Source organism: Exiguobacterium sp. S22-S28 (assembly GCF_043359615.1).
Taxonomy (GTDB): domain Bacteria; phylum Bacillota; class Bacilli; order Exiguobacteriales; family Exiguobacteriaceae; genus Exiguobacterium_A.
Map to the genome: position 1 here is coordinate 1 of NZ_JBHFFC010000023.1, position 14,195 is coordinate 14,195.

A 14,195-nucleotide genomic window follows, 5' to 3' on the forward strand; every position below is an offset into this window, starting at 1 on the left:
GCGCCTGTTTTGGCGACTCAATTAGAATACCAAGTCTGAAACAATAAGTCAACAACTTTTTGAAAGAAGTTTTTTTCTTGTTTCCAGCAGTGCGCTCGTCCTCTTAAGGACAAGAATTAATATACCACGATAATTACAACCTGACAACTCTTTTCTTAAAATAATTTTAAAAAGAATAAAAAAGAGGCAACCACCTTAAAATAACAGGCGCTTGCCTCTTTTCATGAGCGTACATGTGCGAGCGAAACACGTCTTTTCTTCGCTTCTCTTATATAGAAGTAGTACAGCGATTCAGCAAGCTTCATTTGAGCTTCCAGTTCACCATGATCGTCATAGCTGATTTCAAGCAGATGACGCTTCATTAGATAATTTTCTTTTGCCTGTGCCAATTCCCTGAGAAAACGTTCATCGTATTCGTTTCGGATCTTTTTTCGAAACCAACTCATAATTCCCGTCTTCCCTCCATCGCACGGGACAAGGTGACTTCATCCGCGTACTCCAAATCACCGCCGACCGGCAAGCCATGTGCAATTCGTGTGACACGAATCCCTGTCGGTTTTAACAAACGAGAAAGGTACATCGCTGTCGCTTCTCCTTCGATATTTGGATTCGTCGCTAAGATAATTTCTGTAATCGCTTCGTCTGCCTGTAAACGCGTCAAGAGACTGGATACATTGATATCCTCCGGTCCGATTCCTTCCATTGGACTAATCGCCCCATGCAAGACGTGATACAGTCCTTGGTAATCACGCATCTTCTCCATCGCAATGACATCACGTGAGTCTTGAACGACACAAACGATAGTCCGGTTCCGATGTTTATCGGAGCAGACATAACACGGATCCTTGTCTGTGATATTTCCGCAAATACTGCAGTATGAAATATCACGTTTGGCGCTTACCAATGCCTTCCCGAACATCAGCACATCATCTTCTTCCATATCAAGGACATGAAATGCAAGACGAACCGCTGTTTTCGGACCAATACCTGGCAACTTCGTAAAACTCTCGATCAACCGACTGATTGCTTCAGGATATTGCAATTCGTTTCCTCCTACTGTTTAAAACATTCCCGGCATATTCATCCCTTGTGTAAATTTACCCATCTTGCTTGAAACGAGTTCATCCACTTTTTTCAAAGCATCGTTTGTCGCAGCAAGAACAAGATCCTGAATCATCTCAACATCATCCGGATCGACCACTTCTTCTTTAATGATGACATCAATGATATTTTTATGACCGTCTGCTACAACCGATACCATTTCACCGCCGGCTGTTCCGGTAACCGTCAAGTCCTTCAATTCCTCTTGAGCTTTCGCCATATCTTTTTGCATCTTTTGCATTTGCTTCATCATATTGTTCATGTTTCCCATTCCGCGCATAATTCTTCCTCCTCTAATAAATTAGTCTTCGAATTCTACGATATCACCAAATCGTCCGAGCGTCTCGGACAACAATCGATCTTCTTCCGATTCGATTGCCACTTCTTTCTCTTCTATATTACTACTATTTCGTTTAGCAACAAACTCTGCTTTTAGTTCTTTCCAATCATTATCGAGAATCGCAAGAATTTGACGTTTCACACCACAAACCTCAAAAAGTGCTTCTTCAATGACAAAACGGGTGCGCTCATTGGTCATGACCTGTTCAAAATGCCATCCCTTCCCATTATCGAATTCAATCAATAAGGTATCTTCAGAACATAAGACCGGTTTACTCTCATGTACTAATGAATAGATGGGACCATCTTGTTTCAATATCAATTTCAATATCGCATCCCAACGTTCTTGAATCTCAAGCAATTGCGCCTTCTCTGCACGACTCAACATTTGACGAATCCGCTCTTTTGCGATGCGAACCGTCGGGCGGGCTTGTTTACGTTTCGCCTGTGGTGCAGGTGCACTCTCAGCAGCCGGGACTCCCGTGACTTTCAACTGATGCATCTGTTCCTTCAGCTCCCGCACCTCTTGTTGCAGACTTTGCATGATTTGCCCTGTCGTCCGTCCCTGTTCCGCAATTTGAATGAACGCAATCTCGACTAAGACACGTGGATGATTCGTCAAACGCATCTGCTGTTGGCAGTCATGCAATTGTTCAATGATATGGAAACACGTTTCCGCTTCAATCGCCTCGACGAATGTTTTAAACGCTTCCGTCGGCCGAGCCCGTTCCAGTAGATCAACTGCGGTTGGGGACGTTTTAAGCAATAACGTATCGCGGTAAAAAAAGACCAAATCTTCAACAAATCGTTTTAAGTCTTTCCCTGCCCGTTGCATCTGTTCAAGCGTCTGTAATAACTGATCGACTTGGTGGGCTTGCAGTGCGTTCGCAACAGCGAGCAAAGCTTCATCCTCTACCGCACCTGTTACTTCCAACACTGCATCATCGTTTAAATCTCCATTGGAGAAGGCGACCGCTTGATCGAGGAGACTCAAGGCATCGCGCATTCCGCCATCCGCTGCCCGGGCAATGAGCCGTAAAGCGGTTTCGGTATAGCCGATCGTCTGATCCGATAAGATATACTGCATCCGCTCCATCAATTGATCGACTTCATGCCGTTTGACGTCAAACCGCTGACAACGTGAGATAATCGTCGCCGGAATTTTATGAGGTTCTGTCGTTGCTAAAATGAAGATCGCATGGGCAGGAGGTTCTTCGAGTGTCTTCAGCAAGGCATTAAAGGCACCGGTCGACAGCATGTGTACTTCATCGATGATGTACACTTTATATGCTGCCTCGGATGGTGGGTATTTCACTTTATCCCGGATTTCCCGGATTTCATCGACACCGTTATTCGATGCGGCATCAATCTCGAAAACATCGGGGCTTGAACCTTCCGTGATCGCCCGGCACGTCGGACATTCGTTACACGGTTCATTTACGGGCGCGTGTTCACAGTTGATCGCTTTGGCAATAATTTTCGCCAAGCTGGTTTTTCCCGTTCCTCGTGGTCCAGAAAACAGATAGGCATGTGACATCCGCTGTTCCATCAAGGCGTTTTGAATCGTTCGGGTGATGTGGGCCTGTCCGACAACCTCGTCAAAACGTTGCGGTCGGTACACGCGGTATAATGCTTGATAGGCCAAATTTGCGCCTCCTCTATTTATAATCCTGATTCTATTCTACCTAAAAAAGTCTACAACCGAAACCGGCTGTAGACTTGTTATCTAAAATTAAACTGCCGCGCACCATATTCTGAAATAGGTTCAACATGCGTTACTTACGCAGCCTGCTCAGTTCAAGCACTCCTGCGGCACACAGAGAGCACCACTTAAGGCTGCTTCCTTCCGGACCTGACCTGATTCATGGGTATCTGTTGCGCAGGACTCAAACGTCAACGCTACTTACGTAAGGCAGACCACACCAATCCTATCCCTCGATATGGAATTCAGTCTCGCTATAGCGGATTGCGAGTGACAGGGAACCGCTACATCCCCACCTAGCACGGCAAATGGTTTATCGTATTTTAGTGGCACTTGTTTCGAGTGCTTTTTCATTATACTGTTTCATTGGCTTCGTTGCAACCCATTGCCCGTTTCTGCCGTTTCTTTTTCGCTCGGAGTTCCCGAAAAAAAGACGTCAACATCCCGCCGCACTCTTGTTCAAGGACACCACCTGTCAATTGTGACACATGATTAAACCGTTCATCCTGTACAAGGTTCATCAATGTTCCGCAACAGCCTCCTTTGGGATCAACGGCTCCATAAATGACGTGTTCGATCCGCGACAGCATAATCGCTCCGGCACACATCGGACAAGGTTCGAGCGTCACATAGAGCTCGCATCCTTCCAGGCGCCAGTTTTCTAACTTGCTGCAGGCTTCTTCAATCGCCAATAACTCGGCATGTGCCGTTGCTTGACGATCCGTTTCCCGATGGTTATAGCCGGAAGCAATCACTTCTTCTCCCTTAACGATGACACAACCAATCGGAACTTCTCCAATGGCTTCCGCCTTTTTTGCTTCCTCGATAGCGAGGCGCATATAGTGTTCATGCCGTTCCATCTTCCCACTTCCTATCTTTACAAAAATTCTCCCGCTGAAACTTCAGCAGGTGCCGCTGCTTTGTGCTAAAATATAAATTGCACTTTGCTGAACGGAGGGTAATTGAATATGTTCATAACGGTTGAAGGACCGATTGGTGTAGGCAAAACTTCACTTGCGAACGCCATCAGTCATCATTTTTCATTTTCTATGTTACGCGAAATCGTCGAAGAAAATCCCTTTCTTGGAAAGTTCTATGAAGACATCGAGGAATGGAGTTTCCAAACGGAAATGTTCTTCCTGTGTAATCGCTTTAAGCAGCTGGATGATATCGAACGTCACTATCTCAGTAAACAACGCTCTGTCGTCGCTGATTATCATATCTTTAAGAATCTCATTTTTGCCCATCGTTCGCTGAAAATCGAGCATCTCGATAAATACGAACAAATCTATTCAATTTTGACGACAGACATGCCTAAACCGGATGCTGTCATTTATTTAAATGCGAGTATCGATACACTGATGAAACGCGTCGCCTTACGTGGACGCGAGATCGAAGAAAATATGTCACGTGCTTATCTTGAACAACTGGCGGCCGACTACGAGACGTTCGTTACGGATTATCAAGCCAAACATCCGGAAGTCAAAGTCATCCGATTCAACGGAGATGAACTCGATTTCGTCAAACGTCCGGAAGATTTGGAGTACGTCCTGACAAAGATCCGCAATGAACTATACGAAGGAGCGAACCACGCATGAACTCGAAGTTACGCGAAAAGTACAATATTCCGGCAGACGCCGTCATCACGATCGGCGGCATGGTCGGTATCGGGAAATCGACGATCACAAACGGTCTAGCAGACTCACTTGGTTTCCGGACATCTCTTGAAAAAGTCGATACGAACCCGTATCTCGATAAATTCTACCATGATTTCGAGCGGTGGAGCTTCCACTTGCAGATCTATTTCTTGGCCGAGCGTTTTAAAGAGCAAAAGAAAATTTTCCAATACGGCGGCGGCTTTATCCAGGACCGTTCCATTTACGAAGATACAGGTATCTTTGCAAAAATGCATTTCGAAAAAGGAACAATGTCTCCAACAGACTATGAAACCTACTCAAGCCTATTTGACGCAATGGTCATGACTCCGTTCTTCCCGCATCCGGATCTGTTGATCTACCTCGAAGGTTCGTTTGAACAAGTCCTCGAGCGGATTCGTCTCCGCGGACGCGAGATGGAACAGCAAACGCCGATCGAGTATTGGGAAGAGATGTACGAGCGGTACACGAACTGGATCAACAACTTTACGATTTGTCCGGTCCTTCGTCTATCGATCGATGAGTACGATCTGTTAAACGAACCCGAATCCATCGAACGGATTTTATCAAAAATCGACAAACAACTCGAAGTAGCCCGGATTGCGAAAATCCGCTAATAAAAATGCCCGTTGACGGATTCGTCAATGGGCATTTTTTTATCCGGCGATGACTTGTTCAATTTGTGCTTGATGATGAAGATCGTGCTGCATCATGGCCCCTAAAAAATCAAAGAGTGAAATTGTTTTGCCTTTTGACGTGAATGTATCCGTCAGACGATCTTCCGGAATCAATTCAACGGCACGATGCAACCGGTCACGACTGACTAAAAATTCGTCAATCGTCAAAATCCGTTGTTGTTCCCGACTCATTTTTGCCGCTTCTTCATTAACGGCCTGACTGTCCGGCTTCACACGGAACGGCTCATTCGCCAAGATATACGGCAGGCGTTCCGCAACAAGAAATCGATCCCACGGTGATAAATGACCGATGATTTCAGCGACTGTCCATTTCCCTTCAGCATAAGGTGTCCGCCAAGCTTCTTCCGATATGTGTTCAAGGTCACGAACAAAATCCATCGTGTCTTGATAGTGGGTGAGTAAGGTCTGTTTCGTTAGTGTCATGAGTAGTGCTCCTTTTTCTGTCTAAGATGTAGGAAAACATAGCATGCCGCTTCGGATTGAATCAATAAAAAAGCATCTCACGATGAATGTGAGATGCTTATATAAGCGGAGTCGGTGGGATTCGAACCCACGCGGGCCTTGCGACCCCTAACGGATTTCGAGTCCGTCCCCTTCAGCCGGGCTTGGGTACGACTCCATGTTACATGTAATTTTGGGTAAAAAAAAAGAAGTGGAGGAGGCGGTGGGATTCGAACCCACGCACGGCTTTCGCCGCCTGACGGTTTTCAAGACCGTTCTCTTAAACCACTTGAGTACGCCTCCAAGTTATATGTAGTTTTCAGATAAAAAAAAAGAAATGGAGGAGGCGGTGGGATTCGAACCCACGCACGGCTTTCGCCGCCTGACGGTTTTCAAGACCGTTCTCTTAAACCACTTGAGTACGCCTCCGTACTTATAATCGAGCGTTGTGTTGCATAAGCGCCTTCCTGACATAAATTATAATAGCATCTTGGTTTTCCTGTGTAAAGCCTTTTTCTAAAAAAACTTTTTAAAAAATCAGAAGGGGGAAATCCCCCCTTCCCTACTTATCCTTGAATGACTTCAAGACCACCCATATATGGACGAAGCACTTCTGGAATAACAACTGATCCATCTGCTTGCTGATAGTTCTCAAGAATTGCCGCCACAGTCCGTCCGACTGCTAGCGCTGATCCGTTTAACGTATGCACGAATTCCGGTTTTGCGTTCGCTTCGCGACGGAAGCGGATTTGTGCCCGGCGTGCTTGGAAATCTTCAAAGTTTGAACAAGAAGAGATCTCACGGTACACCCCTTGGCTCGGCATCCAGACTTCGATATCATATTTCTTCGCAGCCGTGAAACCAAGATCCGCTGTGCACATGCTTAAGACCTGATACGGTAATTTGAGTAATTTCAAGACGTCTTCCGCTTGCGCCGTCAACAATTCAAGCTGTTCGTATGATTCTTCCGGTTTGACGAAACGAACGAGTTCGACTTTGTTGAACTGGTGTTGGCGGATCAAGCCGCGTGTATCACGGCCGGCAGAACCGGCTTCAGAGCGGAAACACTGGCTGTAGGCCGCGTAACCAATCGGCAACTGGTCGGCTGTCAAAATTTCTTCCCGATGCATGTTCGTCACCGGTACTTCTGCTGTCGGAACGAGGAAGTAGTTCGTGTCTTCGACTTTAAAGGCGTCTTCTTCAAATTTCGGAAGCTGTCCTGTTCCTGTCATAGAATCCCGGTTGACCATGAGCGGCGGGAGAATTTCTGTATAACCATTTTTATCCTGATGCAGATCCATCATGAAATTGATCAATGCCCGCTCGAGACGTGCACCGGCGCCGCGGTAGAAAACAAAGCGGCTTCCTGTCACTTTTCCGGCCCGTTCGACATCAACGATTTTTAACTGTTCCATCAAGTCCCAGTGCGGCACAGCTTCGAAATCAAAGGCTGGCTTATCACCGACTTCCCGGATGACGACATTATCGTCTTCTGTAGAACCGATCGGCACGCTGTCATGCGGAATATTCGGAATGCCGAGCAATAGCAAGTTGAGCGTCGCTTCGACTTCGCGTAGTTCGTCATCAAGCGCCTTAACTTCATCGCCGACTTGACGCATCGCAGCAATTGCCTCATCTGCATTTTCTTTATTTCGTTTCAGTTCCGCGATTTTTTTTGTCGCTTCGTTGCGTTCAGCCTTTAGGACTTCTGTTTTTGCAATTAATTCCCGACGCTTCTCATCGAGTGCGATGAAACGGTTCATATCCGTTAAATCTTCCCCCCGGTGAGCTAGCTTTTCTTGAATCGCATCAAAATCCTGACGTAACCGTTTAATATCAATCATCTTTCTTCCTCCTTTTTTCAATAAAAAAAGGCAATCCATCCCTCTCCGGTTCTAAAAACCGAAGAGGGACGAATCACCTTGGATCCGCGTTGCCACCCTCATTGCTGGTATTACCAGCCAACTCTAAAGACGCGATAACGGGCGTACCCGCACCTTGTTCGCAAGGTGTGTGATCCGGCTCGATTCAAAGTATCCTTCTGACTAGTTCACACCACCCACTAGCTCTCTTAACAGAATAAATGCTTTTACTTGGTCCGTTCATGACATCATTATGAGATTAGCTTTACTTTACACTATCCCCTTTACGATTGACAAGGGTTGGTTGATGAATTGCCTGACTGATTTTTTCCGACCAAGCGGAAATTGCGCGTAGCAGACGGGTCTGAAAACTTGCCAGTTCAACGGTTTCAGCACTATAGATGGTTGCTTGCGGTACTGAAAAACCAGGCAAATATAATCCGTCATCTTCAACTTGCACCGTTCCGATGGCTTCGCCCCGCTTCAACGGTGCCTGCTTTTTCAAAAATTGAAAGACCGGTTGATGTTCGTCGGACTGCTCTTTTGATACGGTTACATACAAAGAAGTTTTCGTGACGACATCATAAGAAGATTGTTCGGCACCTTTCATCGGAAGCACCTGCTTGATTCGTTCACCTTTACCATAATACGTTAAAGGCTCAAAAGAAGAGAATCCGTAATCCAACAGTTTTTTGGTTTCGACAAATCGCGCTTTATCTGACGTAGTCCGCATAACGACAGATACGAGTGTCAAGTTACCGCGTGTTGCGACGCTCGCAAAACAGTAACCGGCAAGATCCGTCGTACCAGTCTTCATGCCCCGTACTCCCGTGTACGCGTATGGTTGACGCGGCAACATCTTATTGGAATTCTCTACTTTTTCTCCGTTGATTTTAATAAAAGACTGTTTCGTGACATCCAGTACGTCTGGATAGTCTCGAATGTAACGGATGACCAAGAGTGAAATATCCATCGCTGTCATCAAGTTTGTACCGGGTAACGTCGCATCTACCGCGTCTAATCCTGAAGCATTCGCATATTCGGTGTCTTTCATACCGAGTACAACGGCAGTTTCATTCATGTGTTCAACGAATTGTTTTTCGGTTCCCGCCATCACTTCAGCTAACAGAACGGCAGCATCATTGGCTGACTTGATGAATGCCGCGTCGTATAACTCCCGAATCGTGTACGTCGTCTTACGAATCGGTAAACGAGCGATACCTTTTCGTTTTGCCAACTTTAATACTTTCGCACTCGGTTTGACGGTCTGATTCCAAGACAGCTTTTTTTGAGCAATGTGTTGTCGTACGAGATACAGTGTCATCAATTTCGTCATTGACGCAGGAGGCAGGGCTAAATCCGCCTGTTCTGCCGATAATACCTTTCCTGTCACCGCATCGACCATTATGTAGGATTCTGCTTTAATATGTGGTGCATTTGCATAGCTGGTTACAGGAAATAGACTTGTTGTCAGTAGCAGGACACTCAAGAAGAGTGTGAAAAGACGTTTCATCGGTCCTCTCCTTTAAAATGATGTTATGTCTTTTTAGTGTAGCATAAAAAAAGAAACCAACAGTTATAAACTGAGGGTTTCTCAAAAGCTTCTTCAGCCGACGGAAATCGCTTGATGTTGTTTGATTTTCTCAAGGAAATATTGATGCATCCGCTGATCGGACGTCAATTCAGGATGAAAAGAGCAGGCAAGATGAAGATTGGTTTCAACGGCAACAACGGCTCCGGATACTTGTGACAGCACACGTGTCTCGTTTCCGATCTGCTCGACAAACGGCGCCCGGATGAAGATGGCTTCAACATCCTGTCCAACCCCTTCAACCGCAAGCATCGTTTCAAAACTGTCGACTTGCCGACCGAACGCATTCCGTCTGACCGTCATCGGAATCGCTTGGAGGTGCGCCGGTCCTTCACTCAATTCGCTTGCCAATAAAATCATTCCCGCACATGTTCCGAACATCGGCAGTGTCGTGACTTTGCTCCGCAGGACATCAAGCAATCCGTACCGGTCAATCAACCGGCGCATCGTCGTGGATTCTCCACCCGGTAAGACCAATCCATCGATTCCGTCTAAATCGTCTACGGATTTAACAACCACCGTTTCAACGTCTAATGTCCGCAGGATGTGCTCGTGTTCTCGAACTGCTCCCTGAACACCTAGTATGCCGATTACCATCCGCGTGGTGCCATCCGTTCCTCAAACGGCATTGACGTCACATCGATTCCTTTCATCGCTGTCCCAAGTCCCTTCGATAGATACGCGATGCGCTCGAAATCATCTTTATAGGTCACCGCTTCAACGATGGCTTTCGCCACACGTTCCGGATGCTCTGATTTAAAAATACCTGAGCCAACGAAAACCCCATCTGCCCCGAGATGCATCATCAATGCCGCATCCGCTGGAGTTGCAATCCCGCCTGCCGCAAAATTCACGACCGGAAGGCGACCCGCTGCTTGAATCTGTTGCAAGACTTCGTACGGTGCTCCCCACTCTTTTGCACGCGTCATCACTTCATCCACCGGTGAGTGAAGAATTTGATTCAATTGAGCTTGAATCTTCCGCATATGCCGGACGGCTTCCACCACGTTGCCGGTTCCCGGTTCACCTTTTGTCCGGATCATCGCAGCCCCTTCTGCAATCCGTCGCGCCGCTTCGCCTAAATCACGTGCCCCGCAAACAAACGGTACCGTGAAGGCGGATTTCAATAAATGGTATTCTTCATCCGCCGGTGTCAGTACTTCGCTCTCATCAATGAAGTCTGCTCCCATCGATTCAAGGATCCGCGCTTCAACGATATGTCCGATTCGGCATTTCGCCATAACTGGAATCGATACCGCCTGTAAGACCTCTTCTGTAATGAGCGGATCGGCCATCCGGGCGACGCCGCCATCCCGACGGATATCAGACGGTACGCGTTCGAGTGCCATGACCGCTACCGCTCCGGCCGCTTCCGCGATTTTAGCTTGTTCCGCGTTGACGACATCCATGATGACGCCGCCCTTCTGCATTTCCGCCATTCCCCGTTTTACACGATCAGATCCTTGTTGTCGTTCCATCCTCTGTTTCCCCCTCAAAAATAATGGTGTATTTTATCTGTGATACGTTCTAGTATATTCTTCGTTGACTATTTTAAAAGCATCAGTTTATGATGAATTAACAGGGTCAGTATAAAAGGAGAAATGTTATGGATATGTTATCGTTTGAATTAATACGGGAAGGCAGTCGACCGCTTTATGAACAGCTGTACCAGCAAATCCGTCAGGAAATCATCGAAGGACGTTTAGCGTACGGGACAAAACTACCTTCAAAACGAAAACTCGGTCAATTCTTAAATCTCAGTCAGACGACGATTGAACTGGCGTATCAACAATTGGTTGCAGAAGGATATGTTGAATCGGTTTCGCGAAAAGGATATTTTGTGCTTGCTTATGAAGAATTGGCTTATGTCAAAACAACGCCTCTGCCAATGAATCAACGGGCAACAGAAAAAACGATTTTACGTTATGACTTTCATCCAAGCAAAATTGACGGTTCCTCGTTTCCCTTTTCACGATGGCGAAAACATGCAAAAGATGTCATCGATGAACAACATCAGTCGCTTGTTTCGCTTGGTCATCCACAAGGAGATCTCTCTCTACGCATTGAAATTGCCACTTACCTGTATCATTCCCGTGGTGTGATTTGTTCTCCCGAGCAAATCATTATCGGCTCCGGTGTCGAACAGTTATTGCCACAGATTATTTTTTTATTAGGAAAAACGACGACTTACGGGATTGAAGATCCCGGATACCATGCAACCCGACTTATTTTAGAGAGTCATGAACGGATGTCGATTCCGATTCCAGTTGACCAAAATGGTTTGACCATTAAGTCACTCATTCAAAGTCCTGTCGATGTCATGTATGTTACACCGGCACACCAGTTTCCGTCCGGTAGCATTTTATCCGTCAACCGACGACGTCAGCTTCTGAACTGGGCATCTGAATCGAATACTCGTTTCATCATTGAAGACGACTATGACAGTGAATTCCGATATACGGGAAAATCGATTCCTTCTCTGCACAGCATGGACAGTGAACGGGTGATTTACTTGAGTACGTTCTCAAAATCCCTGATGCCGTCACTTCGTATCGGTTACATGGTGTTGCCCCAATCTTTACTAGAACGATATCAAACGGAATTTCCTTATTACACCTGTAGTGTATCCCGTTTTGATCAAACGATTTTGACACGTTTTATGAAAGAAGGCGACTTTGAGAAACATTTGAACCGGATGCGAAAGATTTACCGCCGGAAACTGGATGTCGTCGTCCATGCGCTGCGCGATATCCCGTTCTTACGATTAACGGGTGAAAGCGCCGGACTTCATGTCGTGTTGTCTGTCTCTAACGGGATGAGTGAACAGGAATTGCTCCAACGCGCGAAGGACGCCTCGATTCAAGTGTACGGATTATCGGATTATGCCCGACTCCCGTTATCCACAGCTCATCCACAGATCGTACTTGGATTTGCCAGTTTGACGGAACATCATTTGGAACAGGGGCTTGCCGAACTGATTGCTGCATGGCAATTAAAATAAGGTTATCCACACACTTATCCACAAAAACACCCTGTGACCGGAATTGGTCGCAGGGTGTTCCCATTCATTGACGTGTATAGTTTGATGCTTCTTTCGTAATTTGAATATCATGAGGATGGCTTTCTTGCAAACCGGCTCCTGTCATGCGAATGAACTGTGTTTCTTCACGCAACTCTTCGAGCGTCGCAGAACCACAATATCCCATTCCTGAACGAATACCGCCGACCAGTTGATACACAGAGTCACCGAGTTTGCCACGATACGCAACGCGTCCTTCGATTCCTTCCGGGACAAATTTCTTGTCTGCTTCTTGGAAGTAACGATCTTGGCTGCCTCGTTTCATCGATGCTTCAGAACCCATACCACGGTACGTCTTAAACTGACGACCTTGATAAATTTCCATCTCGCCCGGGCTTTCTTCTACACCGGCAAGCAGACTTCCAAGCATGACCGCATGGCCACCTGCTGCGAGGGCTTTTACGATGTCACCCGAATACTTGATTCCGCCGTCCGCAATAATCGAGATACCATGCTTGCGGGCTTCCGTCGCACAATCAAAGACTGCTGTGATTTGTGGAACACCTACTCCAGCGACAACACGCGTCGTACAGATGGATCCTGGACCAATCCCAACCTTAATGACCGATGCACCAGCTTCAATCAAATCGCGTGTTGCTTCTGCTGTTGCTACGTTTCCGGCAATGATCGGCAAGTTCGGATATTCGTCCCGCAGTTCACGTACTTTCACGAGAACCCCTTCAGAATGACCGTGTGCCGTATCGACGACCAATGCGTCAACACCTGCATCGACAAGGAACTTCGCGCGAACGGAAGCATCTTTTGTCACACCGACTGCTGCAGCAACAAGCAAGCGACCTAATGAATCTTTTGCCGCATGTGGATACTGTTCTACTTTTTCAATATCCTTTGTCGTAATCAATCCTTTTAAAACGCCGTTCTCATCAACGAGTGGTAACTTTTCAATCCGATGTTTGTGGAGAATTTGCTCAGCCTCTTGCAGTGACGTACCGACTTTAGCGGTCACCAGTTCGTCCGTTGTCATGACCGTCTCGATGACTGTCGAGTAATCTTTTACAAAACGGAGATCACGGTTCGTCAAAATACCAACGAGTTTCCGTTCCGTTTCATTGTTGACGATTGGAACACCTGAGATGCGGTATTTACTCATGAGATATTCAGCATCGTAGACTTGTCGCTCCGGAGTGAGGTAAAACGGATTCGTGATGACACCATTCTCAGAACGTTTGACGCGGTCGACATGCTCGGCTTGGTCTTCCATTGACATGTTCTTATGAATGACACCAAGACCGCCTTGACGGGCCATCGCAATCGCCATCGGAGCTTCTGTGACCGTATCCATTCCAGCACTGATTAAAGGAATGTGTAATCTGATTCCTTCACATAACGTTACAGACAAATCAACATCTCGCGGTAAGACACTTGATCGACGTGGTACGAGCAAGACGTCATCAAACGTCAAGCCTTCTTTAGCAAATTTGTTCTCCCACATGTTATCCACTCGCTTTCTCTTCTATAAAAGAATATTGATGTTATGGTAACAAGCAGGAGGTGTCATGTCAATGACTCCACCAATAATCAGAACAATCTGAAGTTTCACATAACACAAAAAAACCGACCTGCATCTGCAGATCGGCTTCTTTACTTGCCTGGCAACGTCCTATCCTCACAGGGGGAAGCCCCCAACTACTTTCGGCGTTCAAGTGCTTAACTTCCGTGTTCGGCATGGGAACGGGTGTGACCACTTGGCTATCGTCACCAGACGA

General features: G+C 46.5%; 14 protein-coding genes, 3 tRNA genes, 1 rRNA gene, 1 other RNA gene and 1 other annotated feature. Of the genes, 3 read left to right on the top strand and 16 right to left on the bottom strand.

From position 1 onward, the window contains the following. Positions 1-221 precede the first annotated feature (221 nt). From ACHA8N_RS05465 to tadA, 6 genes are all read right to left on the bottom strand, one after another. Positions 222-446 (bottom strand): YaaL family protein, encoded by a 225-nt coding sequence (locus ACHA8N_RS05465; RefSeq protein WP_147512733.1) that lies wholly within the window; start codon positions 444-446, stop codon positions 222-224. After that, positions 443-1,042 (bottom strand): recombination mediator RecR, encoded by a 600-nt coding sequence (gene recR / locus ACHA8N_RS05470; RefSeq protein WP_012368933.1) that lies wholly within the window; start codon positions 1,040-1,042, stop codon positions 443-445. The genes ACHA8N_RS05465 and recR overlap by 4 nt, the downstream gene beginning before the upstream one ends. 18 nt (positions 1,043-1,060) lie before the next feature. Beyond that, complete coding sequence (locus ACHA8N_RS05475) at positions 1,061-1,381, bottom strand: YbaB/EbfC family nucleoid-associated protein (protein WP_012368932.1); 321 nt, start codon at positions 1,379-1,381, stop codon at positions 1,061-1,063. Positions 1,382-1,402: 21 nt separating this feature from the next. Next, positions 1,403-3,085 (bottom strand): DNA polymerase III subunit gamma/tau, encoded by a 1,683-nt coding sequence (gene dnaX / locus ACHA8N_RS05480; protein ID WP_393965002.1) that lies wholly within the window; start codon positions 3,083-3,085, stop codon positions 1,403-1,405. A 95-nt stretch (positions 3,086-3,180) separates the two neighbouring features. Next, an RNA gene (gene ffs / locus ACHA8N_RS05485) (signal recognition particle sRNA large type) lies at positions 3,181-3,447 on the bottom strand. A gap of 48 nt (positions 3,448-3,495) precedes the next feature. Then, positions 3,496-4,002, bottom strand: coding sequence for a tRNA adenosine(34) deaminase TadA (tadA, locus tag ACHA8N_RS05490; protein WP_393965003.1), 507 nt, complete (start codon positions 4,000-4,002; stop codon positions 3,496-3,498). Between the two features lie 108 nt (positions 4,003-4,110). On the opposite strand from tadA, the gene ACHA8N_RS05495 reads away from it, so the two are divergent. Together ACHA8N_RS05495 and ACHA8N_RS05500 are read left to right on the top strand one after the other, a co-directional pair. Continuing rightward, positions 4,111-4,740, top strand: a complete 630-nt coding sequence (locus ACHA8N_RS05495) for a deoxynucleoside kinase (RefSeq protein ID WP_147512736.1) — start codon at positions 4,111-4,113, stop codon at positions 4,738-4,740. After that, positions 4,737-5,414 (top strand): deoxynucleoside kinase, encoded by a 678-nt coding sequence (locus tag ACHA8N_RS05500; RefSeq protein ID WP_014969073.1) that lies wholly within the window; start codon positions 4,737-4,739, stop codon positions 5,412-5,414. The genes ACHA8N_RS05495 and ACHA8N_RS05500 overlap by 4 nt, the downstream gene beginning before the upstream one ends. A 39-nt stretch (positions 5,415-5,453) precedes the next feature. On the opposite strand, the gene ACHA8N_RS05505 is transcribed toward ACHA8N_RS05500, so the two are convergent. The 8 genes from ACHA8N_RS05505 to pdxS form a co-directional block, all read right to left on the bottom strand. Beyond that, positions 5,454-5,918 carry a DinB family protein gene (locus tag ACHA8N_RS05505; protein ID WP_393965004.1) on the bottom strand — a complete coding sequence of 155 codons (465 nt, stop codon included), beginning with the start codon at positions 5,916-5,918 and terminating at the stop codon, positions 5,454-5,456. 106 nt (positions 5,919-6,024) lie between these two features. Next, positions 6,025-6,114: transfer RNA gene (locus tag ACHA8N_RS05510), tRNA-Ser, on the bottom strand. Positions 6,115-6,148: 34 nt separating this feature from the next. Further along, positions 6,149-6,239, bottom strand: a tRNA-Ser gene (locus ACHA8N_RS05515). A gap of 35 nt (positions 6,240-6,274) precedes the next feature. Next, positions 6,275-6,365: transfer RNA gene (locus ACHA8N_RS05520), tRNA-Ser, on the bottom strand. A 137-nt stretch (positions 6,366-6,502) separates the two neighbouring features. Beyond that, on the bottom strand, positions 6,503-7,780 hold the full coding sequence (gene serS, locus ACHA8N_RS05525) for a serine--tRNA ligase (RefSeq protein WP_147512738.1): 1,278 nt from the start codon (positions 7,778-7,780) through the stop codon (positions 6,503-6,505). Between the two features lie 61 nt (positions 7,781-7,841). Then, positions 7,842-8,051: a binding site (T-box leader), on the bottom strand. A gap of 12 nt (positions 8,052-8,063) precedes the next feature. Further along, a complete protein-coding gene (locus tag ACHA8N_RS05530) occupies positions 8,064-9,311 on the bottom strand; it encodes a D-alanyl-D-alanine carboxypeptidase family protein (RefSeq protein WP_147512739.1) in 1,248 nt (415 codons plus the stop codon). Positions 9,312-9,404: 93 nt separating this feature from the next. Further along, on the bottom strand, positions 9,405-9,986 hold the full coding sequence (gene pdxT / locus ACHA8N_RS05535) for a pyridoxal 5'-phosphate synthase glutaminase subunit PdxT (protein ID WP_393965005.1): 582 nt from the start codon (positions 9,984-9,986) through the stop codon (positions 9,405-9,407). Beyond that, positions 9,980-10,867, bottom strand: coding sequence for a pyridoxal 5'-phosphate synthase lyase subunit PdxS (gene pdxS, locus ACHA8N_RS05540; protein ID WP_393965006.1), 888 nt, complete (start codon positions 10,865-10,867; stop codon positions 9,980-9,982). Before pdxS ends, pdxT begins: the two co-directional genes overlap by 7 nt. A 128-nt stretch (positions 10,868-10,995) precedes the next feature. Here pdxS and pdxR point away from each other — a divergent pair, with 128 nt between their 5' ends. Then, entirely contained in the window at positions 10,996-12,390 is a 1,395-nt protein-coding gene (gene pdxR, locus ACHA8N_RS05545; RefSeq protein WP_393965007.1) for a MocR-like pyridoxine biosynthesis transcription factor PdxR, read from the top strand. A 64-nt stretch (positions 12,391-12,454) separates the two neighbouring features. On the opposite strand, the gene guaB is transcribed toward pdxR, so the two are convergent. Both guaB and rrf read right to left on the bottom strand, forming a co-directional pair. Next, the gene (gene guaB / locus ACHA8N_RS05550) at positions 12,455-13,921 is read right to left on the bottom strand and encodes an IMP dehydrogenase (RefSeq protein WP_147512743.1); all 1,467 of its coding nucleotides are present in this window, start codon (positions 13,919-13,921) and stop codon (positions 12,455-12,457) included. Between the two features lie 155 nt (positions 13,922-14,076). Then, a 5S ribosomal RNA gene (gene rrf / locus ACHA8N_RS05555) occupies positions 14,077-14,192 on the bottom strand. Positions 14,193-14,195 lie beyond the last annotated feature (3 nt).

Bases quoted from the DNA above. Each gene is read 5' to 3' on its own strand.
- ACHA8N_RS05465 (WP_147512733.1), bottom strand. From the start codon at position 446: ATGAGTTGGTTTCGAAAAAAGATCCGAAACGAATACGATGAACGTTTT.
- ACHA8N_RS05475 (WP_012368932.1), bottom strand. From the start codon at position 1,381: ATGCGCGGAATGGGAAACATGAACAATATGATGAAGCAAATGCAAAAG.
- tadA (WP_393965003.1), bottom strand. From the start codon at position 4,002: ATGGAACGGCATGAACACTATATGCGCCTCGCTATCGAGGAAGCAAAA.
- ACHA8N_RS05495 (WP_147512736.1), top strand. From the start codon at position 4,111: ATGTTCATAACGGTTGAAGGACCGATTGGTGTAGGCAAAACTTCACTT.
- ACHA8N_RS05500 (WP_014969073.1), top strand. From the start codon at position 4,737: ATGAACTCGAAGTTACGCGAAAAGTACAATATTCCGGCAGACGCCGTC.
- ACHA8N_RS05505 (WP_393965004.1), bottom strand. From the start codon at position 5,918: ATGACACTAACGAAACAGACCTTACTCACCCACTATCAAGACACGATG.
- serS (WP_147512738.1), bottom strand. From the start codon at position 7,780: ATGATTGATATTAAACGGTTACGTCAGGATTTTGATGCGATTCAAGAA.
- ACHA8N_RS05530 (WP_147512739.1), bottom strand. From the start codon at position 9,311: ATGAAACGTCTTTTCACACTCTTCTTGAGTGTCCTGCTACTGACAACA.
- pdxT (WP_393965005.1), bottom strand. From the start codon at position 9,986: ATGGTAATCGGCATACTAGGTGTTCAGGGAGCAGTTCGAGAACACGAG.
- pdxS (WP_393965006.1), bottom strand. From the start codon at position 10,867: ATGGAACGACAACAAGGATCTGATCGTGTAAAACGGGGAATGGCGGAA.
- pdxR (WP_393965007.1), top strand. From the start codon at position 10,996: ATGGATATGTTATCGTTTGAATTAATACGGGAAGGCAGTCGACCGCTT.
- guaB (WP_147512743.1), bottom strand. From the start codon at position 13,921: ATGTGGGAGAACAAATTTGCTAAAGAAGGCTTGACGTTTGATGACGTC.